Genomic DNA, 26253 nt, shown 5'->3' on the forward strand with positions numbered 1-26253 from the left:
TAAACTATTTTATTAAAGGAGGGTCCTTTATGGATGCTATAAATGTTGTTTTAGGTGTTATTTTAGTTTTAACGTTCTTTGGAATGGTATGGTATTGTGTAAAAGGGTACAACCTAATGGTGGGGTTCTTCATCATGTCTGTACTCTGGGTGGCACTCGCACTTATTGGAAACGTTATCTCAGCAAACCCTGCGATGAAGGGACAAACGTTTATTGATGTTCTTACGAATGTCTTTCAAACAGGTCCTGAAAATTATGGTAAATCAATTCTTGTTAACATATTCTTCGGTGCTTTCTTTGGAAGAGTGTTAATTGATACAGGAATTGCATCAACTTTAATTCGTAAAGTAGTTGAACTTGGTGGTGATAAACCAAGAATAACTATGGCACTTTTGTGCATTGTTACTTCAATTATTTTTACATCTATGACAGGAATTGGACCAGTTATTTCTATTGCTGTAATTGTATTGCCTATTATGCTATCACTAGGTATTCCATCACCTATAGCTCTATTTTCGTTTGTAGGGTCTATTATGGCTGGTATTTTTGCCAATATTGTTAACTTTAAACAATATCAGGCTATATTCGCTACTGCAAACAAGGATTATGCAAGTTACGATTATAATACGTACTTCAAATTTGCTGTAATTGCAATGGTAGTTGCATTGATTGTTGTAATAACTGTAGCTAACATTTCGATGAGCAAGAAGAAGTTATCTCATGCATGGGCAGCTACAGCTGATTCAGGAAATACAACAAATGCACCAGCAATTTCATGGATATCTGTTATTCTTCCAGTAGTAGGAGTAGTCGCTTTTAATATTCCAATTATTTTTGGATTTATTATTTCTGGTTTATATGCACTATTAACTTGTGGAAAATTAAAGGGCGGCTTTTCTAATGTATGTGCAATGCTTGCAAAGCAGTTTGCTGACGGGGCAATTGATGTAGCTCCAATGATTGGTTTCTTATTAGCTTTGGCTATGTTTAATAATGCAGCAGCTTTTGTTGCTCCTTATTTTAAAGCTTTGTTTGGAGGTGTAATTCCTCAAAGTGCATTAATATTATGTGTAGTATTTGCAATACTAACACCACTTGGATTTTTCCGTGGACCTATGAATTTGGTTGGATGTGGTGCGGCACTTCTTGCAGTAGTAGTATCAATAGCAGCTTGGCCTGTTCAATTTTTATATCCACTATTTGCAGTTACAACTATTGCTCCTCAACATTTAGATGTTACTCAATCATGGGTTGCGTGGGGATTTGGATATACAAAGGTATCTACAAAAGAATACATGAGGATGTCAATACCAACTGGATGGATTGTAGGAATAATTCTTTGCATTATTGTATTTATTTTATATGGTAATTTAGTTTAAAAATAATTATATAATAAAACCGGCTGTTAAGGAGTATAATAGCCGGTTATTCAAACTAATTTAGGTAGAATCAGATTAAGATTGGATGGTGAAAGATATGGGAAGAAAAGTTAGAATGGGTATTGATGTAGGTGGAACTCACACAAAGGCTGTTGCTATTGATAATGAAACCCATGATATTATAGGAAAATCATCAGTAAAAACTACTCATGACGATAAGAGAGGAGTAGCAGCTGGGGTTGTAAAATGTTTCGAAAACTGCTTAACTGAAAATGATATAAAACCAGAAGATGTTATATTTGTTGCTCATAGTACAACACAGGCAACCAATGCACTTATTGAAGGAGATGTTGCCAAGGTAGGTATTGTCGGTATGGCAAAAGGTGGTTTTGAAGGCTTCTTAGCAAAAAAGCAAACAAAATTAAATAATATAGATTTAGGAAATGGAAAAGAAATTAAAATCATTAACAGTTTTATGAAAACAAAAGGGCTTAACGAAGAATCTGTACAACAAGTAATTGATGATATTACAAGTCAGGGAGCGCAGGTAGTGGTTTCTTCTATGGCTTTTGGCGTAGACGATGGAAGACCTGAAAAAATAGTTTATGAAGTAGCAGATAAAAAGGGAATTCCGACTACCATGGCTTCAGATATTACAAAGCTTTATGGATTAACAAGAAGAACAAGAACAGCCGCAATTAATGCAAGTATTCTTCCCAAAATGTTAGATACAGCTAATTCAACAGAAAGTTCAGTAAGAGAAGCTGGTGTTAACGTTCCTCTGATGATTATGAGAGGGGATGGAGGTGTTATGGAAATTACTGAAATGAAAAAACGTCCTGTCCTAACTATGCTTTCTGGGCCAGCAGCCTCTGTTATGGGATCTTTAATGTATCTAAGAGCTTCAAATGGTGTATATTTCGAAGTAGGTGGGACAACTACTAATATAGGAGTTATTAAAAATGGACGACCTGCTATTGATTATTCTGTTGTAGGAGGACATTCTACTTATATTAGTTCTTTAGATGTACAAGTTCTTGGTGTGGCTGGAGGTTCTATGGTTCGAGCAGATAAAAACGGAATCATAGATGTTGGACCAAGATCGGCTCATATAGCAGGATTGGACTATTCAGTATTTACAGATCCAGAGAAAATTAATGGACCACAGGTAGAATTCTTCTCTCCAAAGCCTGGAGATCCGGCAGATTATGTAGCAATAAAGCTAGAAAATGGGGAGAGAGTTACCATAACAAATTCTTGTGCAGCTAATGTGCTTGGAATAGTTAAGCCTGAACATTTTTCGTATGGTAAAGTGGAGGCAGCTAAGAAAGCTATGCAGGCATTAGCTGATTATTGTGGAACAACTACTGAAGATATTGCAAAGCAGATAATGGAAAAATCTTATGCAAAAATTGAGCCAGTAATTTTATCTCTTGCAGAAAAGTATAAATTAGAGAAAGATCAAATTTCCTTAGTTGGTGTTGGAGGAGGTGCAGCATCTTTAATTATATATTTTGCAGAAAAAATGGGAGTGAAGTATAGTATTCCTGAAAATGCAGAAGTTATTTCTTCAATTGGTGTAGCATTAGCCATGGTAAGAGACGTGGTAGAGCGTATTATTCCTTCACCTTCGAAAGATGATATTCGTGCAATTAAGATGGAGGCCATGAATAAAGCAATAGAAAGTGGAGCTACAGCAGAAAGTGTGGAAATACATATTGATATTGATGCACAGACCAACAAAGTAACAGCTATAGCAACTGGTTCGACAGAAGTAAAAACAACAGATCTATTAAAAGAATGTGATGAAGAGGAAGCTCTGGAGCTTGCCGCAAATGATATGCGTATTTCAACAGACCAAGTACAACTTTTAGAAAAGACTAAATATTTTTATGTCTATGGGGAGAAAACTTCAAGTTCTGAAAATCCAGGAGCTATACGTATTTTAGATACTAAGGGCTTTATTAAGGTTCAAAGAAGCCGCGCCTTAGCAATAAAAACAACAGCAGAAGAATATATAAATGCTGTTAAGAAATTATGGGAAGATATGGCTGTATATAAGACAGAACTTATTGCAAGACCAGATTTTTATCTGTGCATAGGTGCTCGTGTAATGGACTTTACTGCAAATGATTATGAACAGCTAGAGTTATTAATGGATATAGAAGTGTCTACTCTTGAGCCGGATGAAGAACTTATTGTAGTAGCTGCAAATATTAATCAGAAATAACGAGAAAAGTTTATATTATAAAACGTATATATTGATGATACTTAAAAATGGAGGAAATATGCAGAAACAATTCATATTAGAGGAAATGATTCGAAATTTATTAAAGGTAGACGATGTGACTTGGGGATTGTATGCATTTTCGAGAGATGTTTTAAAAGAGCGTATACCTGTAAACAAGAGATTAGAGATGATTAAAAAAGCTGTGACCTGTGGAAGAGAATATGCGGAGTATGTGATACATGAATACGAAACTTCAGATATAAGCGTAATAGCTGAAAAATTAAAGTTGAAGGTTAGAATGCAAGATGAAAGGATAACTGGAAAACGCATATTATTTGCCTGCTATACACCTCCAGATAAGATAGAAATCATGACAGAACCTATAGAAAAAGCAGCTAATCAGGTTTTAGAAGCTGAACCTGCACTTGTTGAATATTTTGAAAAAAATAGTATAATGAATACTATATTGGGTCATGAGATTTTTCATTATATAGAAGATAAGTTTGAACAAGAAATATATACACGGACGGAAAAAATATTGTTGTGGAATTTTCTTGGCTTAAAAAATTTTTCTACCATACGTGCTTTAGGCGAAATTGGAGCAATGGCATTTACAAGGGAACTGAATGGACTTAAGTATTCACCTTTTATACTAGATATTCTCTTATATTATGCCTATGATTCTTTTAGTGCCGAGAAAATTTATCATGATGTTTTAGAAATGAGTTGAGGAAGGTGTAGATGAATACTTGATGGTTGTTAATAATAGTAATTCATTGAATGATGTAACTTACAACAGAATAAGAAAAGATATTATGAATATGACACTGGAACCAGGAATGAACGTTAGTGTGCAGAAACTTTCAGAGCGCTATGGTGTTAGTAGAACTCCAGTACGTGAGGCTATAGTTCGTCTTCAACAGTCAGGTTTGGTGGAAATATATCCACAGCGAAAAACTGTTGTATCAAAGATTGATTTGGAAAGAGTTTACGAAGAGTGGTTTATTAGAACTTCGCTGGAGTCTGCTGTAGTGGATGCATTTATTCGTCGTTGTAGTGAACTTGTAGCAGATACAATGCAGGAGCTTATAAGTAATCAGAAAAAATATTTAGATAAGGAATATTTTGGAGAGTTTTATTCAAAAGATAACCGCTTTCATCAGCTTATCTTTGAAACAGCAGGGCAGGCACTATCTTGGAAGACTATTGAAAATGTGGCTTCTCATTATAATCGTATCCGCCTATTGCATGGTAAAATTAATGGTGTAGGATCTATTATTGATGAACACCAAAGAATGGTTACAGCAGCTCGTAAGCGTGACACTGAAGCAATGCGAAAAGCTATTATGGAGTATTCAAACAATTTTTTAGAGCAGGTAAAAAGCATGTCAAAACAGTATCCAAATTTTTTTTCTAATTACTTTGAGCAACCATAAGTGATAAATAAAAGTACTATAGAGCTTAAGAAAGCATAATTTCATGATATAAGATGAGAAATAAGATACTAAATTGAAAAAGTATAAAAAGAAAAGGTGGTATTTTTTGAAATACCGCCTTTTCCTTTAAAAAAGTTAGATGAAATTATATTATTCTTATTTATTAATCTTCTCTAATAAAGCTTTTCCAGCACATATGTCAGATTGACCAAACCACATGCATTTTGAACAGTTTAAGCATTTACCAGTGTCTTTACCAGCTTTCGCGTCATTTGCCCAATTAGGATTTATAAGCGTTCCCCTAGCAATATCTACAAGATCCACATTAGTTTTATTTAATATTTCTTCAGCAAGTTCTGGTGAGTTGATTCCGTAAACTGCAAATACAGGAATTGAAACTTCGGCTTTTATTTTTTCAGCAGCATAAACAGGAGCAGAATATTTATAGTCATTACTTATATTCACTTCCTGTTCATTAAAAAATCCATATGAAACATCAAGGAAATCTACATCATTTTTTTCTAGTACTTTAGCATAATGTAATCCATCTTCGATTGTAGGTTCAAATCCACCTAAACGTATTCCAACAACGAATTCCGTTGGAGTTACTTTTCTAATACCTTCTATTATTTCTATTACAAACTTTTCAGGAGAGCTGCCATACTCATCAGTTCTCTTATTTACGTTTTTATTTAGGAATTGGCTAATCAAATATCCGTGACAACCATGAAGTTCAATACCATCATATCCAGCTTTATAAGCTCTTTTTCCAGCTTGGATGAAGTCGCTTTGAATAGATTTAATTTCTTCTATAGTCATTTCGTGTCCAACAACACTTCCAGCAGGGGTTTTATATTCATAGGCGCTTGAACATAGTGGATCTTTTGATATTCCAGTAACGCCTGCATGATGAATTTGAACAAATATCGCACAATCTTCTTTATGAACTGTATCAACTATGCTTTTTAAACCATCAATTTGTTCATCGCTCCATATTCCAATCTGCTTTTCTGCTAATAATCCATGTTTGTTAACACAGGTAGCTTCTTGGATTATAAGTCCAGTGCCACCTTGTGCTAATTGTTTATAACGCTCGATATTTTCAGGGGTTACAAATCCATCATTAGCAAATGGAACCACCATTGGAGGAACACAAATACGATTTTTAATTTGTACATTTTTAATACTGAATTCTGAGAATAACTTTTTCAAAATATCCACACTCCCATTATATTATTTACATGAAGCCAATAATTCGATATGTTATTAGTATATCTATACGGATATAAAATATCAAGTAAGCACATTTTTGTGCCTTAAATCTGGTGAGATTATTAATGAAAGATACATTGGAAGAAGCAAAACATACTTCTTTAAAAGAGTGTCTCTGTAAATAAATAATATTAAAAGCCATAAAATAACATATGAATTATTTTATGACTTATAATTAAAAAATAATAATTTCACCTTCTTCATCTACTCTCTTAATTGCACCAATTGTTTTTAATATATTGCCTATAGCTGAATATGATAAGCCAACAGTTCCTAGTACATTAGGAAGAATGGTGAAGTTAGTAGTACCATTTTGAATATTGTTATATATTTCAATTAATCTGATGAATGAAATTCTAACATAAATAAGAATGGTAAATACACCAAGACAGCTTGCAAAGGTTGCTATTTCGCTTGGAGTTGGATGCTGTGTATTATTCTGATTTTGCTCATTAGACTGAGTCTTTTCATTAGATTGATTTTGTTGTTTATTATGGTTAGAATTTCGTCTTTTATGATGTTTTTTGTGTTTATTTTGCTGTTGGTCTTGTTCCTTGTTTTGGTTCTGTTTTGACTCCATTGCTCTTTGTAATATAAGTTCTTGAGCTTGCTGTGATGCAATAAGACTAAGTATGCTTGAAAATATATCAATGTATGTGGCTGATATTTCTATTTGTAATAATTCTAAATCTAATTCATCATTACCAGTTAGATTTACGGTAGCATTATTAAATTCCATTTTATCACCTAAAAAGAAACGGTATATTATAATATATTAAGCTGCCATTCTAATGTTCTAATTTTATTAGTTGATTACATAATAAGAAGAATCTATAATTTATTGAATTTGGTAATTATTCAGTTGTCTTATAAAGTATAATGTTTTTTTATTTATAAAGCGTTGTCATATTTTATTGTTTAAACATTGGCCCAGTAAGCTCTTTAAAAGGAATTTTTATAGCAACTCCAGTATCATCTAATTTGTAAGGAATGCCTTCAGTAGGATTTTTTCCATCAATCAAATTCAATCCTACAGTGTAAATAGTATCTGCCATATTAGCAGGATCTTGAAAAGCGGTACCTAGCATGAAACCTTTTGAAATAAGATCCTGAGCTTTAGGGACTCCATCTACTCCAACAACTGCAATAACTTTTGCTTTATCTCCGCTATTATAGCCATATTGCTGCAATGCCTGAACAGCGCCAATGGCCATGGAATCATCGTTTGAAATTATGGCCTCTATATTATTGCCATATTTTAAAAACAATGCACCTACTGTATCTTTTGCATTTTCTGTGCTCCAATTTAAAATTTTTGATGCGAGTTCCTGTGTCTTAATACCAGATTCTTGTATAGTTGAGATAGAGAAAGTTGATCTATCCGTAGATGTTTTATTAAACCTTTCACCAACTAGCATGACATATTGTAATATGTCATCATTATTTTTATCCATAGATTTTTTGTAATTTTTCCAGGCATCTGCAATCATTTTTCCTTGCAAAATACCGGCCTGCTTTGAATCTGTTCCTACATATAGGGCTTTTTTATAAGTTTTAAGAGCATCTAAATTAAGAGGTTCTCTATTAAAAAATATTACTGGAATATCATATTTTGCAATTTTGTTTACGAATTCATCTACTTGGTTTACATCAACCATATCTAAAAGAACAAGGTCAATTCCTTCTTTCAGAGTATTTTCAAGATTTAAATTTTGTGTTTCTTGATTAAATTTGGCATCGTAAAAAGTAAAGATAACTTTTTCTGGATTTCTTTTTTGAATTTCTTCAAAACTCTTACGAAGAAGTATAAGATAATCATCATTTAGATCTTTTGAAAAAACACCAATTCTAACAGGAGATCTTGTGTCAGTAGCAAAAACATTGTTAAAATTATTTACTAGTATTATAATACTGCACATAATTATGATTGTGGTCATAGCTAGGATTTTCTTAAGTGTTTTCATTTGAAACCTCCGAGCATAAATGTTCTTATAGCACTATTATTTGAAAAAAATATATATTAATACGTGAAAAACTTGAATTTTAATTAAAATAAAAATAACTTACCGTATAAAAATAATTCGGTAAGTTTAATTTTATATAATGAAAAGTTAAAAGGAATGCAAGTTCTATATAACTTTTTTATTTAGCAACTATTGATAAAATAAAATCATCTATCATTAATTGAAAACTCTCGTGTAAATTAGCTATATCATTATGAAAATATCCAAAGGAATATAAAGAAACAAATCCATGTAAAAGACTTCTTAGATTTCTACTTTTGTGAACTAAAAGTACTTCATCTTTAATATAAAAGCTTAGAAGTTTACGTATGATGCTGTTAGTTTCTCTTGCCAAAAGTTTTACTTCATTATCTTCTGTACTTGGAGTACTTACATAAAGCATATAGGCAGTTTTGTTTTCGAAGGCGTAATCCCTGTAAACATAAGCCAATTCTCTTATAGCATCTTCACCACTCTTGCCAATTAATTTCTGCATGAGTTTCAAATTCAATTCTTTTAATGTATATATTGTCATCTCTATTTTTAGATTATTCATATTAGTAAAATGGTTATATAAAGAAGGGTATTTTATATTAAGTTTCTCAGCAATTTTAGGAAAGGTAAGCTGATTAAAACCAATTTCATCAGCCAATGAAAAGGCTACCTGAATAATTTTTTCTTTAGTTAAATTTCTCTTTTGCATTTTGCGTCACCCCCAGTGATTTCGTCTTGTAAAAATAGTTTAACATTTGAAAGAATATTTATCAACTTATAAAGTATAGTTTACAAGCTATAAAAAATAGTTTAATATTATGTTGAAAAGGATGGTGTATCATATAGATATCAAACTTTGAATTTAGACGTATGTAATTTCTGATATATGTATACAAAAGTTAACAAATATAAGTAACTATTCTATATATAAGTTCAGTTTATAAATTAGATATCTATATCATTATCAATTAAAAAATGAAATAGGATTCTTGAAGGATTTTATATAATTACTTTAAAAGAAATGGGATGAAATATACTTATGAAGATGTGGAAAAGAAATTTAATATTTTGTTGGTTTGGAATGTTTGTAACGGGTATAGGCATGAGCCAGATTGCTCCGGTGTTACCTTTATACATACAACAACTTGGTGTTAGAGATACTGCCTTGATTTCACAAATATCTGGGATTGCCTTTGGAATTACATTTATTATTTCAGCAATTTTTTCACCAATTTGGGGACAGGCCGCAGACAAATTTGGACGAAAGCCAATGTTACTTAGAGCAAGCCTTGGGATGTCAATAGTAATTGGCTGCATGGGATTTGCACCAAATGTATACATACTTATAGGATTAAGATTGCTGCAAGGTGTAATAACAGGTTACAGCACAGCATGTACTACGCTAATTGCAACACAAACTGATAATGAACATGCTGGATATGCTTTAGGTACACTTTCTACAGCAAATATTGCAGGCTCTTTGCTTGGGCCAACATTTGGGGGCTTCATGGAAGAAGCAGTAGGTTTGCAAAGTGTGTTTTTCATAACAAGTGCATTAATGTTTATTGCATTCCTCACAACTGCTTTATTTGTAAAGGAATCATTTAAGCGTGAAGATAAAAAAGTATCTACATTTAAAGAAGTGTGGAGAACTGTTCCAGAGAAGAACTTGACGATTACAATGTTTGTGACCTTCTTCATATTAAGTGTAGCATTATACACTGTAGAGCCTATTGTAACAATATATGTTGATCAGTTATCTAAAAATAGCACTCATGTCGCACTATTAGCTGGAATCACATTTTCAGCTTCGGGTTTAGCAAATATACTAGCGGCTCCGAGACTTGGCAAACTTTCAGATAAGATAGGAGCACATAAAGTTATATTAATAGCTCTTGTGGTTGCTGGAATTATTTTTATACCTCAGGCATTTGTAAAAAATCCTTGGGAGTTAATGTTTCTCCGTTTTGTATTAGGATTAGCGGCAGGAGGGCTTAGTCCATCTGTTAATATCTTAGTAAAAAAAATAACACCAGATGCTATAACTGGTAGAATCTTTGGCTTTAGCATGGCAGCGGGATATCTAGGAGTATTTGGAGGTTCAGTTTTGGGTGGACAGGTAGCAGCATACTTAGGAATAAGATATGTATTTTTTATTACGAGCGCATTGCTGCTAATAAATGCAGCATGGGTTTACTTTAATGTATATAAAAAACTTAGTTTAAATTAATAATTATCATATAAAAAATAAAAATGAGTAGGAGAGAAAAAATGAATAAGTTATCAGAAAATGAATTATTAAAAGCAGACAAAACAGCGCTTGTACTAATAGATTTACAAAATGGAATTGTAAACAGAGAACTTGCACCATATAGTGGTGGGAAGGTAGTTGAAAATGCCAGTAAATTAATTAATGCATTTAGTGAAAAGGGTGCATTTGTAGTTCTTGTAAGAGTTTCTACTACAGATGGAAAAGATATGGTTAAACCAAAGACAGATTTAGAAGCTAATGCAATGAAATATCCAGAAGGCTGGGATATTCTAGTGCCTGAAATAGCAAATACTAAGAATGCTCATATTGTTACAAAAAGACAATGGGGAGCTTTTTATGGTACAGACCTAGACTTGCAATTAAGACGCCGAGGAATTGATACCATAGTATTAGGTGGTATTTCTACTGGAATTGGGGTAGATACTACAGCAAGAGAAGCATACCAACATGGGTATAATCAAATTTTTGTAGAAGATGCAATGGCAGCAATGTCAAAGGAAGAACATGATTATGTTTGTAAATACATCTTTCCTAGAATGGGTAAGATTAGAACAAGCGAAGAAGCAGCATTAATGTTAAAATAAAATGATTTGTTACAGAAAGTGTTGTTAGCCAGGAATATGGTTATCAACGCTTTTTTGTAAATAAATTATTAAAGTAGTAAATTTTGAAGTATATTAAGATAAAAAGACTTTGTTTGATAATTAACAATCAATTATATACGTTTTCGTAAAAGGTTTCAATATAAAAAATAAATTATTAACAAATTGTTAACCGTTTGTTAATAAAATTAAACGATTTCTGTAAAAAAAATCCTTTTATTATATGCGAAAAAAGGGTATTATAAGAGCATAAAATTTAAGGAGATGATTTAATGATTAAATTTATTAAAGAGGTATTTAATTCAAAGGCTTTAAAAAAGGCAGTATTATTAGCAGGAGTAGTTTCAGAGGCAAATGCAGGTTCAGCTGACTATATGAATTTAATTAAATATATTACAAGAGTTGAGGAAAATACTTCTAGTAATGAAAGCACTGTTAACAAGGAAATGGAATTGAAAAAAGCTTCATAAGCTTTATATTAAAAGCTTATGAAGCTTTTTTTATTAATAATTAATTTAAATTTTCAACTACACCTCCATATGGTATAGTTAATAGTTTCTGTGTATAATCAATTGTGCAATTTGTATTTTCAATAAGATTTCTATTATAAATTAAATTCATTCCGATAAAATAAACATCTTTAGCCCAATCATATGGATTTACAAGCACAGTGCCTGTCATTACACCTTTTTGTATTAGATCCTGAGCTTCTTTCCGTCCATCAAATCCTACAACAAGCACATTTTGCCTATTGATATTATAGCCATTTCTTTGCAAAGCCGTAATGGCACCTATAGCCATGGTGTCATCATTAGAGATAATTGCTTCAATCTTATTGCCATATTTTAAGAGTAGTGAATTAACAGTGTTCATGGCTTCTTCCTCTTTCCAGTTACAAATCTTGGTGGATATGTCCTCGGTCTTTATATTATTTTCATTAATTGTTTGAATAGAATATTTTGAACGTGCAACTGCATACATATTATTTAGGGAGCCTTCTAGCATAACATATTGTAATACATTATCATTATTTTTATCAATATATGATTTATTTCTATTCCATGCATCAACAAGAATTTGCCCTTGTAAAACACCACCTTCTGATGGATTTATAATTACTAAACAAGATTTAGTGTAAGACATAACAGGGGTTAATTCACCATTACCAAAAAACATCACAGGAATATTACTTTCTTTAATTCTGTCCATAACATATTTAGTAGAATTTATATTTACCATATCTATTATTAAAATGTCAGCCTCTTTTGATCTGAGAATAGAGTTTACTTGTTTATTTTGTATATCTTGACTTCCTTTGCAATCAAAAAAAGTATAATGAATTGTCTCAGGATTTTCTAACTCAACCTTTTTCATATTATCTACTATAAGTGAAGTTATATAAATATTGAAGTCACTTATTAGCACGCTGGCTCTTATAGGCGGATCTATATTATTTATTGATGAAATACTATTAAAATTTATAGGACGTATTTGCTGTAATATAGATGTAATAAACAAAAATGCAAGAAATAGAGAAATTTTTTTTAATAGTTTCATTGTACTCTCCTTATTTTAAAATAAAAGTTTAGACCCAAGAAATTAGTGTTTATTATTTTAATTAAATAGCATTATTAGTTAAAGTGCACAGAATTAGTTTAAGTTGAAATTTTAGAATTATACAAAATAAAATTTGTATAAGTAAATAGGATATGTTATAATTAATTCATGTTGAAATAAAAGTAATGATTTCATTATTATGGAATTTGGCTTTGAGCAATATACACTCCTTATGAAATAAAGATATAGCTAAGACAAAAGGCAATGAACATTAAATAATAATTGTTCATTGCCTTTTATCTTAGCGTCGTATCATGAGCACTAAAATATTGAATTCTTAAAGCACATTGCAATACTGTCATAATTCCACTGCAATATATAAGTATCAGATAATTAAAAAATATTTATCCATTATTAAATGATTACTAACCGGTATTTAGAATAATTTATTACACTCTAGTAAACCATTCTTTTTCTATTTAAATATAAAACAGATATTTAGTTTTCTCTAACGTCATAGTAATATCTTTTTACACTCAGATAAAAAATAGCAAAAGTTACATTTAAATATGGAAGAAATAATGATAATCCTATCAATAATAGTAAAATATACACTAAAAGAAAGTAAATTGGTAATGGGAATAATATTAATATGAATAATGGCAGTATAATTAATGCAATCCATCCAAGAAAACTTACTGAAAGCATAAAAAATTCTAACTTATGCCCCTTCATCATATTTGCACTTTCCTTTAAACAGTCAATAATTGATTTGCTCTTATCATCCATTAAAATGTATAATGACTGAGAAAATATTAATGCTATTATAATACCTGGTATTATTAATAAAATAAGACCTATAGCTATACATATGGTTATTATAATATAAATTATTAATGCCTTAAAAAAAACACTAAAGCCTGAAAATATGTCATCTAATAAAGGTGTATTTTCAATTTTTGCATAGTTTAATGAAAGGTTTAAGGCTCCCATAAATAGGATAATATTAATAGATAGTGTAATTATATTAACAATTGCTTTTATAAATAAAGAACTGCTAGTATCAGCAAAAAAATTAATTGCAGCTAAAATTGCTGGGAAGAAAATAATAGAAATAAAGCACCCACCAATAGCTAGTCCCCATCTATTTCGTAATTGATTTTTAGCTTGCTTTTTTAACTCAGAAGCGGTATTCATTAAAATTTCCTCCTTAAAACTAAAGAATTTTTATAATCTAATAATTTTAGAATTATATCATAATCGGAGTATTTATACAATATATAGGAGAATTAATATAAATAAAAGGAGTTAGCTAATTGTGAACATTTTTAAGAGATTAATAATAAATATTCTTGAAACAAAAGCAAATGTATTATTAACAGATGGAAAAGTTCAACAAGCTATAAGAATATACGATAAAATCATTAAAATGAATGACACAAAAGCAAAGATTTATTGGAATAAGATGATTGGACATATTACTTTAAGAGAATTTGATCAAGCATTAGAATGTATAGATAGATTAATATATTTACAACCTTATAATGAAGATTTTTATTGTGAAAAGGCGTCAATACTTAGTTCAATTAATCCTAAAAGATTTGAAGAAGCGGTAGATTGCTGTAATTTAGCTATAGAAATAGAAAAAAATTGTGCAGAAGCATATTTTAGAAAAGGTTTCGCATTAGCTGAACTTAATCAATATGATGAAGCTGAAAGCTGCTACAATAAGGTTATTGAATTATCAATGGAAAGTCATAGAGTGTATTTAAACAAAGCGATAATCTTTCTGAAAAAGAAAATGTATAACGAGGCATTAGAATTATGTGATAAATCAGTAAAATTAATTTGTGAGGATAAATCAAACTTAAGTCTAGCTTATTTCACTAAAAGTAGAATATATGCGAGCTTAAATTTGAAAAACGAGTGCATAGAATGCTTGGATAAAGCGATTAAAATAAGTAAGGAATGTAAGGATTTCGTATCTAAATGTGAAGAATTTGAGTTTGTTAAAAATGAAAAGGATTTTATGAAGATTATGTCTTAGGAGGAAGAGACTAATTTATGGTAGATAAATCTAAATTATTTTGAACGAAATAGGGGAAGGCAATGTTTAAAAAGTTAGTTTTTTTAGGAATTCTTTTGTTACCATTAATTTTATGGATTATTTGGAGTAATACAAGTAAAAATAGTTCTAATTCATCTATGATATATGTGGAGAAAAATAATGAAAATAGTGAAAAAGTTTTAAATGAAGATTTAAGTAAATATTTCTCTGGATATGATGGATGTTTTGTTTTATATGATAAAAATGAAAATAAGTATTTAATTTACAATGAGGCGAAAAGTGAGAAGGAAATATCACCATGTTCTACCTTTAAGATTGTTAATGCATTAATAGGTCTCGATACTAATGTTTTGCAGGACGAAAATACTATTTTTAAATGGAATGGGACAAAGTATGCTATAGAGGAATGGAATAAAGATCAAACTCTATCAAGTGCAGTTGCTAATTCTGTTGTGTGGTATTTTCAAGACGTAGCATCAAAAGTTGGAGAAGAAAGGATGCAGGAATATCTTTCTAAAATTGATTATGGAAATAAAGATATATCTGGTGGTCTAACAAAATTTTGGCTGCAGTCTTCTTTGAAGATTTCACCAATGCAACAAGTTGAAATTTTGAGAAATATGTATGATTATAAACTGCCCTTTTCAAGGAGGAATATAGATATTGTTAAGAAGGTTTTAAAGATTTCGGAGCAAAATGGAATAGTGCTTTCAGGTAAGACAGGTTCAGGCACAGATGGAAATAAAAGCATAAACGGGTGGTTTATTGGTTATGTTGAAAGTGATAATGATGTTTTCTTTTTGGCTGTTAATATTGAAGGAAAAGATAATGCAACTGGTGTGTTGGCAGAGCAGATAGCCAAGAATATATTAAAGGATAAAAATATTTTATAATATAGGTAAAGACTAAAAACTATAGGACACAAAATTTTTATAAATTTCAGGGGGAGTATTGAAAAGGGTATTTTATAGTAGTACAAACCCATTTTCGATGAATATATTTTTATATTCCAATAAATATTCCTCATGAAGTTGCTTTATATTACTGAAAGCATAAGGCTTGTTTAAAAGTGTGTATTTTTTTTGGCCAAATTGATGAAACGGAAGCAGGTTTATTTTTTCAGCGTTAATAGATTTAAGTAGTTTACAAAATCCTTTAGCATCTTCTAAACTATAATTTATATTTGGAATAACAGGAATACGTATGATAACGTCTTTCTTACTTTTTATTGCATATTTTAAATTTTCTATGATTATATCATTGTAAACATTTGTGGCTTTAAAATGTTTATCTCTGTCATAATGCTTTACGTCAAATAACAATAAATCAACATTGTTTATAAATTGCGAGAATACTTTATTTGAAATATATCCAGTGGTTTCAATTGCTGTGTGTATATTTTTCTCTTTTAAAAGTTTTAAAAGCTTAGATGCAACTTCGTGCTGCATCAATACTTCACCGCCAGATAATGTAACACCACCAGTGGATTCTTCATAAAATACCTCGTCTTTCATAACTTCTTTCATAACTTGTTCAAGAGTTAAAAGTTCACCTTCTATTGAAAGAGCTTTATTAGGGCAAGAATTTACACATTTTAAACAATCATCACATTTCTTCGAACGAACTTCTATATTATTATCAGATAAAGAGATGATTTTTTGAGGGCAAACATCTATGCAATGAAGGCATTTTACACACTTGCTTTTATCCCAGATAATTTGTATTTTAGAATCTTGAGATTCTGGATTTGAGCACCATGAACACCTTAATGGACAGCCTTTAAAAAATACTACGGTTCTAATTCCAGGACCGTCATGTATACTATACTTCTGAATGTTAAAAATACAAGCCTTTAAATCCTTCATATGAATCATCTCCATTTATTAATACATTTTATGAATTAATGTTAACACGAAAAATTTTAAGTGTAAAGGTTAAATTTCTTTTGAAATAAAATTTTGTTTCGAACGAATAATAACTGCTATAATAAAGCAATTTAGATGATTAGATGAACATTGATAGAATAAGGCTGCTTTTATTCGAAATATGATTAGTTTATTTTGTAAATAGTTTGTGTTATAATTCCATTAGATTTAATAGATAGGAGGTTGCTATGATAAATAGATACACAAAGCTTCTTGAAATTGTGAATGAAAATAAACGTATAGAAGTCAGTAAGTTAGCAGAACTTTTAAAGGTGTCTCAAGTTACGATAAGGAAAGATCTTGGAGCATTAGAAGAGAAAGGATTGCTAAAGCGTGAGCACGGATATGCTGTCATGACCTCAAGTGATGATATAAACAGCAGATTAGCTTTTAATTATGATATAAAACGGAAAATAGCACATTTAGCAAGTGAGCTTGTAAGCGATGGGGAAACAATTATGATTGAATCTGGTTCATCGTGTGCCTTGCTTGCAGAAGAACTTGCATATAATAAAAAAGATATAACCATTATTACTAATTCTACTTTTATAGCCTCATATATTAGAGAAGGAAATGCTAAAGTAGTATTATTGGGAGGAGATTATCAACCAGAATCTCAGGTTGTGGTGGGACCGCTTACTAGAAAATCAGTAAAAGATTTTTTTGTAGATAAATTATTTGTTGGAACCGATGGCTATAATTCTAAAATAGGGTTTACAGGAAAAAATTTAATGCGTACAGAAACTGTAAAGGCTATGGCTGAAAGTGCTGATAAAATTGTAATATTAACAGTATCTTCAAAGTTTTCCGAACGAGGAGTAGTATCTCAGTTTAGAACAGACGAAGTAGATTATGTCCTAACGGATACTCATATTCCAGAAGATGTTTTGGAAAGTTTAAGGAAAGAAAAAGTACATGTCCAAATGGTAAGTATAGAATAATACAATAAATGAATTTTAGTGTACATATTAAAAAAGAAATTCAATGTATGTTGAAGAGCAGATATTTAATGATTTATAAATCCTGCGAATAAACATATATTGAATTTTTTTCTATTTACACATATAAAAGTAGCTGATTATATTTTCTTTAATTAGATTATGTTTTGAATAACAATCACAATAAAAATCAATTTGAATTTGATTTATACTCCCTTAAAGTACGCAATGCTATGTATTAATATCAACATAGCAGTTATATCTTTTATTTTTAAGAGATATGATTATATATGTAAATTTCAAAAGAAAAACATATAAGTTTCAAATGAAATATAATTATTGATAAAATGTAACTATAGTATATAATTGAAGTGCATATGAAAATAAAATTATTTCAAATGAAATAAAAATATGAGCGCTAGGTGCTTGAGTATTAAGTTATTAAATGAAAGGGGAATGTTTATGAATTATTTTGGAGAATTAACAATAAGAATGCATAATTTCCGTGAGGAATTATTAAATGCAAAACCTATGGTGTGTGTAGAAAGGGCTAAGTTTACCACAGAAAGTTACAAAGAACATGCGGATAAACCAATGGTGCTGCGTAGAGCATTGTGCTTAGAAAATATATTAAAAAATATGACTATATTCATTGAAGATGATACAGTAATTGCAGGTAATCAAGCTTCATCTAATCGCTCAGCTCCTATTTTTCCCGAATACGCGATGGATTGGGTTATTGATGAATTAGATGAATTTGAAAAACGTGAGGGGGATATATTCTATATTACGGAAGATTCTAAAAAAGTTTTAAAAGAAATTGCACCATTTTGGGAACATAAAACATTAAAAGATAGAGGGCTTGCAGGAATGCCTGCTGAAAGCAGAATTTTTTATGACCTTGGAATTATAAAAGCAGAGGGAAATATTACTTCAGGAGATGCTCATATTGCAGTTAATTATGATAGAGTATTAAAGCTTGGATTGGTAAATTATAAAGAGAGAACAGAAAGGAAGTTAAAAGAATTAGATCTTACGGATTATAGAAACTTAAATAAATCTTATTTTTATAGAGCAATTTTAATTGCAATTGATGCAGTAGCAGCTTTTGCAAAGCGTTATGCAGATTTAGCTTTGGAAATGTCAAAAACGGAAAATAATGATACTAGAAAAACAGAATTATTGGAAATGTCTAGAATACTAAATAAGGTTCCGTATTATCCAGCAGATACCTTTCATGAGGCAATACAATCAATTTGGATGATTCATTTGGTTTTACAAATTGAGTCAAATGGGCATTCACTTTCATACGGAAGAATGGATCAATACTTAAATCCTTATTATGAAAATGACTTAAAAAATAAAATTATTACTGAATACAGTGCTACTGAATTATTGACAAACTTATGGCTTAAGACATTTACAATAAATAAAATAAGAAGCTGGTCACATACAAGATTTAGTGCAGGGAGTCCATTATATCAAAATGTTACAGTTGGTGGACAAACCTCTGATAAGAAAGATGCAGTTAATCCATTAAGTTATTTAATTCTAAAAAGTGTTGCTCAAGCAAAATTGCCACAACCTAACTTAACAGTGCGTTACCACAAGGGATTGTCTGATGATTTTATGAAAGAATGTATTGAAGTTGTGAGATTAGGATTTGGGATGCCAGCTTTTAATAGTGACGAGGTTATTATTCCTTCTTTTATAGAAAAGGGAGTAGCAGAGGAAGATGCCTACAATTATAGTGCAATTGGATGTGTTGAAGTTGCAGTTCCAGGAAAATGGGGCTATAGATGTACTGGAATGAGTTTCTTAAATTTTCCTAAATCATTATTAATTGTATTAAATAATGGAATAGACCCTGAATCAGGGACAAGGCTTTGTGAGGGCATAGGCCACTTTAAGAATATGACGTCTTTTGATGAGGTTATGAAAGCTTGGGATAAAATTATTCGTGAATTTACAAGGCATAGTGTAATAATAGATAGTTGCGCAGATATGGCTATAGAAGAGGTTACAGCAGATGTGTTATGCTCTGCGTTAACAGATGATTGTATTGAAAGAGGACTAAATCTAAAAGAAGGCGGAGCGGTATATGACTTTATCAGTGATTTACAGGTAGGTATTGCGAACCTTGGAGATTCTCTTGCAGCCATTAAGAAATGTGTATTTGAGGATAAGAGTTTTACTCCAGCACAATTATGGGATGCACTAAGTAATAATTATGAGGGAGAGGAAGGTAGAAGGATTCAGGAAATTTTAATTAATAATGCACCTAAGTATGGAAATGATGATGATTATGTAGACTTATTATTAAGAGATGCCTATGAAATTTATATTGATGAAATAAAGAAATATAAAAATACTAGGTATGGAAGGGGTCCAATTGGAGGAGGCTATTATGCGGGAACATCATCCATATCTGCTAATGTACCGCAAGGGGCTGGAACCTTAGCAACTCCAGATGGAAGAAAAGCAGGAGAACCTTTAGCAGAAGGATGTTCACCATCTCACGCAATGGATAAAAATGGACCTACAGCAGTATTTAAATCAGTTTCAAAATTGCCGACACATGATATTACTGGAGGTGTATTATTAAATCAGAAAGTTACACCACAAATGTTATCCAAGGAAGAAGATAGAATGAAATTAATTTTATTAATTAGAGCGTTCTTCAATCGATTAGAAGGTTTCCATGTTCAGTATAATGTAGTTTCTAGAGATACCTTAATTGATGCACAAAAAAATCCAGAAAAACATAGAGATTTAATTGTCAGAGTTGCAGGTTATAGTGCCTTCTTTAATGTATTATCTAAGCAGACACAAGATGATATTATTGAGAGAACAGAACAAATTTTATAATTAAAAATAGAAAAGGAAAATATTTAATAATGTAGTTTATATTAAAAAAGTGTTATATCAGTTTAATTGATACAACACTTTTTGTACTTTGAAATGTATGAAAGTAAATGGAGTTACATAAAAAATATCTTTAAGTAAAGTTATAAAAGGCAAAGAAACCTAAAAGCATAGCCACAATTGAAAAGAGTGCAAGCTTTATCTTTCCAATTGAATTAAGAAAGTTCATAGTTTTATAAGGTGATTTTAGTACAGAAATTTGCGATTTCTTGTAGATATAGAGAATTAATAAAATTGAAGCAGTAAGTGAAATTACTATAATTGTAAATTCTTTTGAATAGTTGTGAAACTTATACCAATTTAATCCGAGAAAATTACCTAATGAGATAAAAGTGGAAGTCCATACAAGGGCACCTAAATATGCATTTAAAGCAAATTTTTTATAAGAAAGTTTCGTTATGCCTGAAAAATAACCAGTAATGTGCCTGATTCCTGGGATATAATAAGCTAGGAAAATTAGTTTAGTACCATATGTATCAAACCATGATGAAACTTTTTTTAAACGATTGGGCCCAAGGTGAAAATATGAGCCATATTTTTGAAAAAAACGCTCGCCTAATGTACTACCAGTTATATATGATATTGTTATTCCAAATGTTACACCAGCAGTGGCTGTTAGTATGCTTGGAAGTAAGTCCATGTTACCTTTATAAATAAGAAAACCACAATAAGTCATCATTAGCTCACCAGGTAATGGAAGTAAAATCAATTCAAGAGCTAAAGCAAAAAATAAAATTATATATCCATAATTATTAATTAATTCAATTATAGTCTGCAAAAGTTATCACTCCTATTTTTCTAATAATATAGCTTATGAAACTAAATTAAATATAGAGTAAATAATCAAAATGTAAAATAAGTTTATTATTTTATTATAAAAATGTTTAACACTATTATAAATCTGAAATTACCATAAATAAAGGCCTGAAAATAGCAAATAATAAAAAAGAGAAATAATCTAATGAAAAATAAAGAAAGTTACATTGGAGGAGATAAGATGAAAAATAAATTAAGATATATTTTAACTTTTGTTTTTAGTACATTTCTTATTATTTCTATGTTTCAGGAAACTGTTAGAGCTGTTACAACAGCTGATTCCTTAAGTGTAAATGCTGAAAGTAAAGCAGAAAATGGAAAGATTTCTAAGCATAAGAAAAAGATAATTTACTTAACTTTTGATGATGGACCTAGTTATAAAGTGACAAATAATGTTTTAGATATATTGAAAGCAAATGAAGTTAAAGCAACATTCTTTCTTATTGGAAATCAAATTGAAGGTAGAGAGGACATAGTAAAAAGGATTTATGAAGAGGGAAATAGCATAGGACTTCATACATATACCCATAATTTTAAAAGAATTTATTGTAATGAAGATAAATTCATACAAGAGATGATTGAGTGCCGTGCCGAAATAAAGAAGGTTGTTGGAGTAGAACCCAATATAATCAGATTTCCAGGCGGCAGCTATAAACATTTAAGCAAAAGTTATTTAAAAAAATTACATGATAATAATTTTAGAGTTTATGATTGGAACATAGATAATTGTGATGGATTAAACCCAAGAACTTCACCATATAAGTTGTATTCAAGAGCTATAAAGGGCAGCGATAAAAAGGATCGGGTAATGTTACTTTTACACTGTACTGATATGAATAAGAATACCTGCAAAGCTCTTCCACAGATAATAGAATATTATAAAGCTCATGGATTTGAATTTGGACTTATTACGGATGATACAGCAGAATTGTATTTTCCAATAAAAAGATGAGAATGTATTCTATATTTTTAGTATAGAAAAAATTACAAGTTGTGTTATAATAGCTATGTGCTTTTATTATTTATAAAATTATTAGTTCTAAAAATAAGTGGGTTATGATTTTGGTATAAGGGAAATATGGTTAGAAGTAACAATGACTAAGATGTAATTTGGAGGCAAAACTTATGGGATTAATACGGAATGCATTACCAAGTATTATATTTATAATATGCGGGGTTGCACTAAAACTTTGGGCACCAGAAGAAGTAAATGGGATTTTTGGCTATAGAACTTTTTTTTCTATGAAGAATAAGGAAACTTGGAAGGAAGGTAATGCGTTTAGTGCTATGATGATGATAGTAAGTGGTATAATATGTTTATTGCTTTCTTTAACAATCACATTTTTTTATAAAGATTATCCAAGTATAAGCAGAAAAATATCAGGAATAGTGACTGTAATGCTTGTTTTAGGGTCTATATTTTATACTGAAATTCATTTGCGGAAAGTTTTTGATAAAGATGGAAATAGAAAAGTATTATAAGATTATTAATATAAAAAGAGATTGATGCAAAAATATTCATATCATTGCATCAATCTCTAATTTTTTATTTAAAATTCAATGTCAATTTTAAAGTTCCTTACCAATTGGGTTAATCCTTGAGCAAGCTCCGCTTGAGTTTGAGTAGAATCAGCGGCTTGAGCTGAAGCTTTAGTAACTTCATTTATACTGGCCAATACCTCTTCTGAACTAGCAGCTGATTCTTCTGCAAGTTCGGAAATACCCTCAAATACTTGATTTACTTGAGTTATTGTTTCACTCATCTGCTTTGCAGCTGTAGCTATATTAGTAGCCATACTGCTGACAAAGTTTGCATCTTTTTCATATTGTATACCTGTATTTAAAAGTAATGTATAGCTTGACTTTACGTTATTTGCCATATAATCAAGAATATCTTGACCACTTGAAGATAATGCATCGAAAGCATTTCTTACTTGAGTTACCATATTTTGAATTTGTATTACTGCTTCAGATGATTGTTCAGCTAAGGTTCTAACCTCTTCAGCTACTACTGCAAAGCCTTTTCCGTGTTCGCCAGCTCTTGCAGCTTCTATGGCAGCGTTTAGGGCAAGGAGATTAGTTTGTTCTGCTATGCTTCCAATAGATTCTGCCATCATCTTAACTTCTTCAACGACCTTACCATCTTCAATTGCTTTTATGATATTAAGCCTTTTCTCTTCATATATCTTATTATTTTGTTTTATGTTCTCAGTAGCTTTTCCCTTTATTTCAATAGCTCTCTTATTTATTTCATCACCGGAAATTCTTGATTCTTCTGCTTTATCAGCTAAGTTAGATGTATTTATAGCTATTTCATCCATTGAAGCATGTAACTTCTCAGTAGTCGCACTTAAATCTTGAGCTCCTTGAGCAATTGTTTCTGTAGCTTCACTTGAAGAATGCATCATTGATGAGATTTCCTCAGTAGTAGTGGATAAATCTCCACTGGATAGATCCATCATTTCAGCACTGCTAGCTATTTTTATTACAAGTTCCTGTATATTTTCAACGGCTTTATTTAATGCTTTAGAAACTCTACCGATTTCATCATTATTATTTAATTCTATTTTTTGAGTGAAATCACCTTCGCCAATTGCCTCAGCAAGATTTAGGAGCTTTCGTAACTGCTTGCTTATGTTTGTTGCTATAAGTAATCCAGTTGCTATAGCCAATACTAAACCTAAAACTATTATAGATATTGAGAAGAATAATGAGGAATTGAATGTGCTTTCACTTTGAGAATATGCATTAAATGCTTTATCATTATTAGCTCTAATTAAATCATCAAAGTCTTTAAATAAATCAGTTTGAACTATGGTGATTTCTGAAAGTTTAGTTTTGGATACTTCGAAATCCTTTACATCTGCGAGCTTTATTACATTAGAGTAGATGTTTCTAAACTCATTTAAATCATTTTTTAATTTTTGGAAGGAATCTTTTTCATCTTCAGTTAAAAAGTTTTTTTCATAATCACCAAGAATAGCGTCTGTTTCAGCTGCATAAGTAAAAATTTCTTTTTCTAAGTTAGGATTTTGATTGTCTTTGTTCTCAAGGTTTGATATTTCTGATAGATCATATTTTATTTCTAAAGTGTCCTGTTTGACTTTATTTAATTTCTGAATAGAAGTAAGATTTTGTTCGTACATATTTTTTGCATTTTTACTTAGAGTTTGCATGTTTCTTATTCCGACGGTTCCAACCAAAGCTATAAATAAAGCTATAGTAATAAATGCTGGTATTAGTTTTTTTGACATATTTAAGTTGTTAAACCATTTCATAATGACTCCCCCTGAAGTTTTATAGTATTTTCAGTATAAATAATTGAAAAATATACCAAAAATTTTGATCCATTTATAATATACGATAATTTTTCAAAGTCTTGCAAGACAAAAATTTGTATAAAAGTTAAAAAAAGTAAAAAATATAATAAAACTTGAATTGTGTTTTTTTATATAAAGTTAACCTTTACATGATAAAAATATTAAATTTTCAAAAATAGGATAAAAAATATGGCAAAAAATAAAATAATGTTAATAGAGAACGTGTGCAAGTAGTTTTCAATTTTTTTGCTGAAATCTTATTAAATTGTACCTAAACAATTACATACAAAAAGAAAATAAAATGGTATTATTATTATATAATTGAATAATTATATAGATACGGAATTATTTCTATATAAAATAACTTGTAATAAGTGGGAAGTTATGAAAAGGCGGTAATAAAAATATGATTAAAAAATTAATTTGCAGTCTTCTTATTTTAACATCGACAATTACACTAGTGCCTATAGGAGTTTCAGCAGAATGGAAAGAAGATACCTCTGGATGGTGGTATACAGAAGGAAATTCTTATTGTACAGGCTGGAAAAAAATAGATGGATTGTGGTATTATTTTGAAACTAACGGATACATGGAAAAGGGATGGATTAAAGATGGAGCATGGTGGTATTACTTACAGAATAACGGAGCAATGGCCACTGGTAAATTAAAAATAAAAGATAAAATATATGAATTTGATAATAATGGAAGATGGCTGAATAATAGTCTTCCAGCAAAAATTGAGTCAAATAGTATTGATACAAATCAACCTTCAGAAGAAAAGATGATGTCAACTTCAAATTTCAGTTGGTTTAATGAAAATGGAAATACGTATTTCAAAGTTACCGATGGTATTTTTGCAAGCGGTGGATGGAATATAGATGGAGACATATATGTATTTAATGATGATGGAGTGCTTCAAAGAGGTGAATATGTTGGACAAGATGGCTCGAAGTATCTTTTGGGAAATGATGGTGAATTTATAAAAGGTATAACTAATGAAAATGATGAATTATGGACAAAAGGTGCACTTACAACTAAGTCAACTACAGATAATTATGAAGTTAATTTAGATGATAGTAAAATGATGAATTCAGCTTATGCATATTCAGAAGAACCAACCTTCAAAGGAAAGTTAATTCAAAATGAAAGCGGAGATAAGTTAGATAATGCAAAGCAAAAAGCAACAGTTGATGGTAAGACATTATATTGCAAAACTAATCAGTCTATATATTTAGGAGAAATTAAGATAGAAAGCACAGATAATAAAAGTACATCATTTCCTAATCTAATAGCAATATGCAGCAGTACCGATGAAAAAACTGTATATCCGGGAATTGATTTGGATCTAGAGGATGGATTCTATAGAAATATTAATCCTAAAATTGTAGCACATAAGCCAGGAAAAGTTACTATTACTATAGATGTTAACGGAACAAAAACTTCCTTTGATGTAGTTGTAACTGAATAGAATTTAGTGATATGTTAAAATATAAATGTACATTTAATAATCAAATAA

Annotated in this window: 23 protein-coding genes; 14 read left to right on the plus strand and 9 right to left on the minus strand. The window is 30.4% G+C overall.

The window, feature by feature from the left end; translation table 11 throughout:
- Window positions 1-29: 29 nt before the first annotated feature.
- The 4 genes from CLOBL_RS02485 to CLOBL_RS02500 all read left to right on the plus strand — a co-directional run bounded on the left by CLOBL_RS02485 (window position 30) and on the right by CLOBL_RS02500 (window position 5045).
- A complete protein-coding gene (locus CLOBL_RS02485; protein WP_077857559.1) occupies window positions 30-1379 on the plus strand; it encodes a citrate transporter in 1350 nt (449 codons plus the stop codon).
- Window positions 1380-1476: 97 nt separating this feature from the next.
- Window positions 1477-3609, plus strand: coding sequence for a hydantoinase/oxoprolinase family protein (locus CLOBL_RS02490; RefSeq protein ID WP_077857560.1), 2133 nt, complete (start codon window positions 1477-1479; stop codon window positions 3607-3609).
- Between the two features lie 58 nt (window positions 3610-3667).
- Window positions 3668-4339 (plus strand): hypothetical protein, encoded by a 672-nt coding sequence (locus CLOBL_RS02495; RefSeq protein WP_077857561.1) that lies wholly within the window; start codon window positions 3668-3670, stop codon window positions 4337-4339.
- A 22-nt stretch (window positions 4340-4361) separates the two neighbouring features.
- Entirely contained in the window at window positions 4362-5045 is a 684-nt protein-coding gene (locus CLOBL_RS02500) for a GntR family transcriptional regulator (RefSeq protein WP_077857562.1), read from the plus strand.
- A 156-nt stretch (window positions 5046-5201) separates the two neighbouring features.
- Here CLOBL_RS02500 and CLOBL_RS02505 read toward each other — a convergent pair whose 3' ends face one another.
- The 4 genes from CLOBL_RS02505 to CLOBL_RS02520 form a co-directional block, all read right to left on the minus strand.
- A complete protein-coding gene (locus CLOBL_RS02505; RefSeq protein WP_077857563.1) occupies window positions 5202-6257 on the minus strand; it encodes an NADH:flavin oxidoreductase in 1056 nt (351 codons plus the stop codon).
- 235 nt (window positions 6258-6492) lie between these two features.
- Window positions 6493-7056, minus strand: a complete 564-nt coding sequence (locus tag CLOBL_RS02510; RefSeq protein WP_077857564.1) for a hypothetical protein — start codon at window positions 7054-7056, stop codon at window positions 6493-6495.
- Window positions 7057-7228: 172 nt separating this feature from the next.
- On the minus strand, window positions 7229-8281 hold the full coding sequence (locus CLOBL_RS02515) for a galactose ABC transporter substrate-binding protein (protein ID WP_077857565.1): 1053 nt from the start codon (window positions 8279-8281) through the stop codon (window positions 7229-7231).
- A gap of 178 nt (window positions 8282-8459) precedes the next feature.
- Window positions 8460-9023, minus strand: coding sequence for a TetR/AcrR family transcriptional regulator (locus tag CLOBL_RS02520; protein WP_077857566.1), 564 nt, complete (start codon window positions 9021-9023; stop codon window positions 8460-8462).
- Window positions 9024-9353: 330 nt separating this feature from the next.
- On the opposite strand from CLOBL_RS02520, the gene CLOBL_RS02525 reads away from it, so the two are divergent.
- From CLOBL_RS02525 to CLOBL_RS02535, 3 genes are all read left to right on the plus strand, one after another.
- Window positions 9354-10544, plus strand: a complete 1191-nt coding sequence (locus tag CLOBL_RS02525) for a multidrug efflux MFS transporter (RefSeq protein ID WP_009171560.1) — start codon at window positions 9354-9356, stop codon at window positions 10542-10544.
- Window positions 10545-10585: 41 nt separating this feature from the next.
- Window positions 10586-11170, plus strand: a complete 585-nt coding sequence (locus tag CLOBL_RS02530; protein ID WP_143323831.1) for an isochorismatase family protein — start codon at window positions 10586-10588, stop codon at window positions 11168-11170.
- 290 nt (window positions 11171-11460) lie between these two features.
- Window positions 11461-11658 carry a hypothetical protein gene (locus CLOBL_RS02535; RefSeq protein ID WP_077857568.1) on the plus strand — a complete coding sequence of 66 codons (198 nt, stop codon included), beginning with the start codon at window positions 11461-11463 and terminating at the stop codon, window positions 11656-11658.
- A 40-nt stretch (window positions 11659-11698) separates the two neighbouring features.
- Here the strand turns inward: CLOBL_RS02535 and CLOBL_RS02540 are convergent, their stop codons facing one another.
- Complete coding sequence (locus CLOBL_RS02540; RefSeq protein WP_077857569.1) at window positions 11699-12745, minus strand: substrate-binding domain-containing protein; 1047 nt, start codon at window positions 12743-12745, stop codon at window positions 11699-11701.
- 498 nt (window positions 12746-13243) lie between these two features.
- On the minus strand, window positions 13244-13942 hold the full coding sequence (locus CLOBL_RS02545) for a DUF975 family protein (RefSeq protein ID WP_077857570.1): 699 nt from the start codon (window positions 13940-13942) through the stop codon (window positions 13244-13246).
- A 121-nt stretch (window positions 13943-14063) separates the two neighbouring features.
- Between CLOBL_RS02545 and CLOBL_RS02550 the strand changes: the two genes are divergently transcribed.
- Window positions 14064-14792: a tetratricopeptide repeat protein gene (locus tag CLOBL_RS02550; protein ID WP_077857571.1), complete on the plus strand. Its 729-nt coding sequence runs from the start codon at window positions 14064-14066 to the stop codon at window positions 14790-14792.
- A 62-nt stretch (window positions 14793-14854) separates the two neighbouring features.
- Window positions 14855-15706: a class D beta-lactamase gene (gene blaOXA / locus CLOBL_RS02555; RefSeq protein WP_077857572.1), complete on the plus strand. Its 852-nt coding sequence runs from the start codon at window positions 14855-14857 to the stop codon at window positions 15704-15706.
- 72 nt (window positions 15707-15778) lie between these two features.
- Here the strand turns inward: blaOXA and CLOBL_RS02560 are convergent, their stop codons facing one another.
- Window positions 15779-16678, minus strand: a complete 900-nt coding sequence (locus CLOBL_RS02560) for a glycyl-radical enzyme activating protein (protein ID WP_077857573.1) — start codon at window positions 16676-16678, stop codon at window positions 15779-15781.
- Window positions 16679-16926: 248 nt separating this feature from the next.
- Between CLOBL_RS02560 and CLOBL_RS02565 the strand changes: the two genes are divergently transcribed.
- Window positions 16927-17679: a DeoR/GlpR family DNA-binding transcription regulator gene (locus tag CLOBL_RS02565; protein WP_077857574.1), complete on the plus strand. Its 753-nt coding sequence runs from the start codon at window positions 16927-16929 to the stop codon at window positions 17677-17679.
- Window positions 17680-18138: 459 nt separating this feature from the next.
- Window positions 18139-20544, plus strand: a complete 2406-nt coding sequence (locus CLOBL_RS02570; protein ID WP_077857575.1) for a glycyl radical protein — start codon at window positions 18139-18141, stop codon at window positions 20542-20544.
- Between the two features lie 130 nt (window positions 20545-20674).
- On the opposite strand, the gene CLOBL_RS02575 is transcribed toward CLOBL_RS02570, so the two are convergent.
- Window positions 20675-21379: a DedA family protein gene (locus CLOBL_RS02575; RefSeq protein ID WP_077857576.1), complete on the minus strand. Its 705-nt coding sequence runs from the start codon at window positions 21377-21379 to the stop codon at window positions 20675-20677.
- Between the two features lie 219 nt (window positions 21380-21598).
- Between CLOBL_RS02575 and CLOBL_RS02580 the strand changes: the two genes are divergently transcribed.
- Both CLOBL_RS02580 and CLOBL_RS02585 read left to right on the plus strand, forming a co-directional pair.
- On the plus strand, window positions 21599-22369 hold the full coding sequence (locus tag CLOBL_RS02580) for a polysaccharide deacetylase family protein (RefSeq protein WP_077857633.1): 771 nt from the start codon (window positions 21599-21601) through the stop codon (window positions 22367-22369).
- Window positions 22370-22542: 173 nt separating this feature from the next.
- Window positions 22543-22899: an SdpI family protein gene (locus CLOBL_RS02585; RefSeq protein ID WP_077857577.1), complete on the plus strand. Its 357-nt coding sequence runs from the start codon at window positions 22543-22545 to the stop codon at window positions 22897-22899.
- Between the two features lie 68 nt (window positions 22900-22967).
- Here the strand turns inward: CLOBL_RS02585 and CLOBL_RS02590 are convergent, their stop codons facing one another.
- Window positions 22968-24695, minus strand: coding sequence for a methyl-accepting chemotaxis protein (locus CLOBL_RS02590; RefSeq protein ID WP_077857578.1), 1728 nt, complete (start codon window positions 24693-24695; stop codon window positions 22968-22970).
- Between the two features lie 448 nt (window positions 24696-25143).
- On the opposite strand from CLOBL_RS02590, the gene CLOBL_RS02595 reads away from it, so the two are divergent.
- Complete coding sequence (locus tag CLOBL_RS02595; RefSeq protein WP_077857579.1) at window positions 25144-26205, plus strand: cell wall-binding protein; 1062 nt, start codon at window positions 25144-25146, stop codon at window positions 26203-26205.
- The last annotated feature ends 48 nt before the right edge of the window (window positions 26206-26253 follow it).

It is taken from the genome of Clostridium sp. BL-8, assembly GCF_002006495.1.
Lineage (GTDB): Bacteria > Bacillota > Clostridia > Clostridiales > Clostridiaceae > Clostridium.

What these genes read in the sequence shown, in the direction of transcription:
- CLOBL_RS02485 (WP_077857559.1), top strand. Translation starts at nt 30, where the DNA reads ATGGATGCTATAAATGTTGTTTTAGGTGTTATTTTAGTTTTAACGTTC.
- CLOBL_RS02490 (WP_077857560.1), top strand. Translation starts at nt 1,477, where the DNA reads ATGGGAAGAAAAGTTAGAATGGGTATTGATGTAGGTGGAACTCACACA.
- CLOBL_RS02495 (WP_077857561.1), top strand. Translation starts at nt 3,668, where the DNA reads ATGCAGAAACAATTCATATTAGAGGAAATGATTCGAAATTTATTAAAG.
- CLOBL_RS02500 (WP_077857562.1), top strand. Translation starts at nt 4,362, where the DNA reads ATGGTTGTTAATAATAGTAATTCATTGAATGATGTAACTTACAACAGA.
- CLOBL_RS02510 (WP_077857564.1), bottom strand. Translation starts at nt 7,056, where the DNA reads ATGGAATTTAATAATGCTACCGTAAATCTAACTGGTAATGATGAATTA.
- CLOBL_RS02515 (WP_077857565.1), bottom strand. Translation starts at nt 8,281, where the DNA reads ATGAAAACACTTAAGAAAATCCTAGCTATGACCACAATCATAATTATG.
- CLOBL_RS02520 (WP_077857566.1), bottom strand. Translation starts at nt 9,023, where the DNA reads ATGCAAAAGAGAAATTTAACTAAAGAAAAAATTATTCAGGTAGCCTTT.
- CLOBL_RS02525 (WP_009171560.1), top strand. Translation starts at nt 9,354, where the DNA reads ATGAAGATGTGGAAAAGAAATTTAATATTTTGTTGGTTTGGAATGTTT.
- CLOBL_RS02530 (WP_143323831.1), top strand. Translation starts at nt 10,586, where the DNA reads ATGAATAAGTTATCAGAAAATGAATTATTAAAAGCAGACAAAACAGCG.
- CLOBL_RS02535 (WP_077857568.1), top strand. Translation starts at nt 11,461, where the DNA reads ATGATTAAATTTATTAAAGAGGTATTTAATTCAAAGGCTTTAAAAAAG.
- CLOBL_RS02540 (WP_077857569.1), bottom strand. Translation starts at nt 12,745, where the DNA reads ATGAAACTATTAAAAAAAATTTCTCTATTTCTTGCATTTTTGTTTATT.
- CLOBL_RS02545 (WP_077857570.1), bottom strand. Translation starts at nt 13,942, where the DNA reads ATGAATACCGCTTCTGAGTTAAAAAAGCAAGCTAAAAATCAATTACGA.
- blaOXA (WP_077857572.1), top strand. Translation starts at nt 14,855, where the DNA reads ATGTTTAAAAAGTTAGTTTTTTTAGGAATTCTTTTGTTACCATTAATT.
- CLOBL_RS02560 (WP_077857573.1), bottom strand. Translation starts at nt 16,678, where the DNA reads ATGAAGGATTTAAAGGCTTGTATTTTTAACATTCAGAAGTATAGTATA.
- CLOBL_RS02565 (WP_077857574.1), top strand. Translation starts at nt 16,927, where the DNA reads ATGATAAATAGATACACAAAGCTTCTTGAAATTGTGAATGAAAATAAA.
- CLOBL_RS02570 (WP_077857575.1), top strand. Translation starts at nt 18,139, where the DNA reads ATGAATTATTTTGGAGAATTAACAATAAGAATGCATAATTTCCGTGAG.
- CLOBL_RS02580 (WP_077857633.1), top strand. Translation starts at nt 21,599, where the DNA reads ATGAAAAATAAATTAAGATATATTTTAACTTTTGTTTTTAGTACATTT.
- CLOBL_RS02585 (WP_077857577.1), top strand. Translation starts at nt 22,543, where the DNA reads ATGGGATTAATACGGAATGCATTACCAAGTATTATATTTATAATATGC.
- CLOBL_RS02590 (WP_077857578.1), bottom strand. Translation starts at nt 24,695, where the DNA reads ATGAAATGGTTTAACAACTTAAATATGTCAAAAAAACTAATACCAGCA.
- CLOBL_RS02595 (WP_077857579.1), top strand. Translation starts at nt 25,144, where the DNA reads ATGATTAAAAAATTAATTTGCAGTCTTCTTATTTTAACATCGACAATT.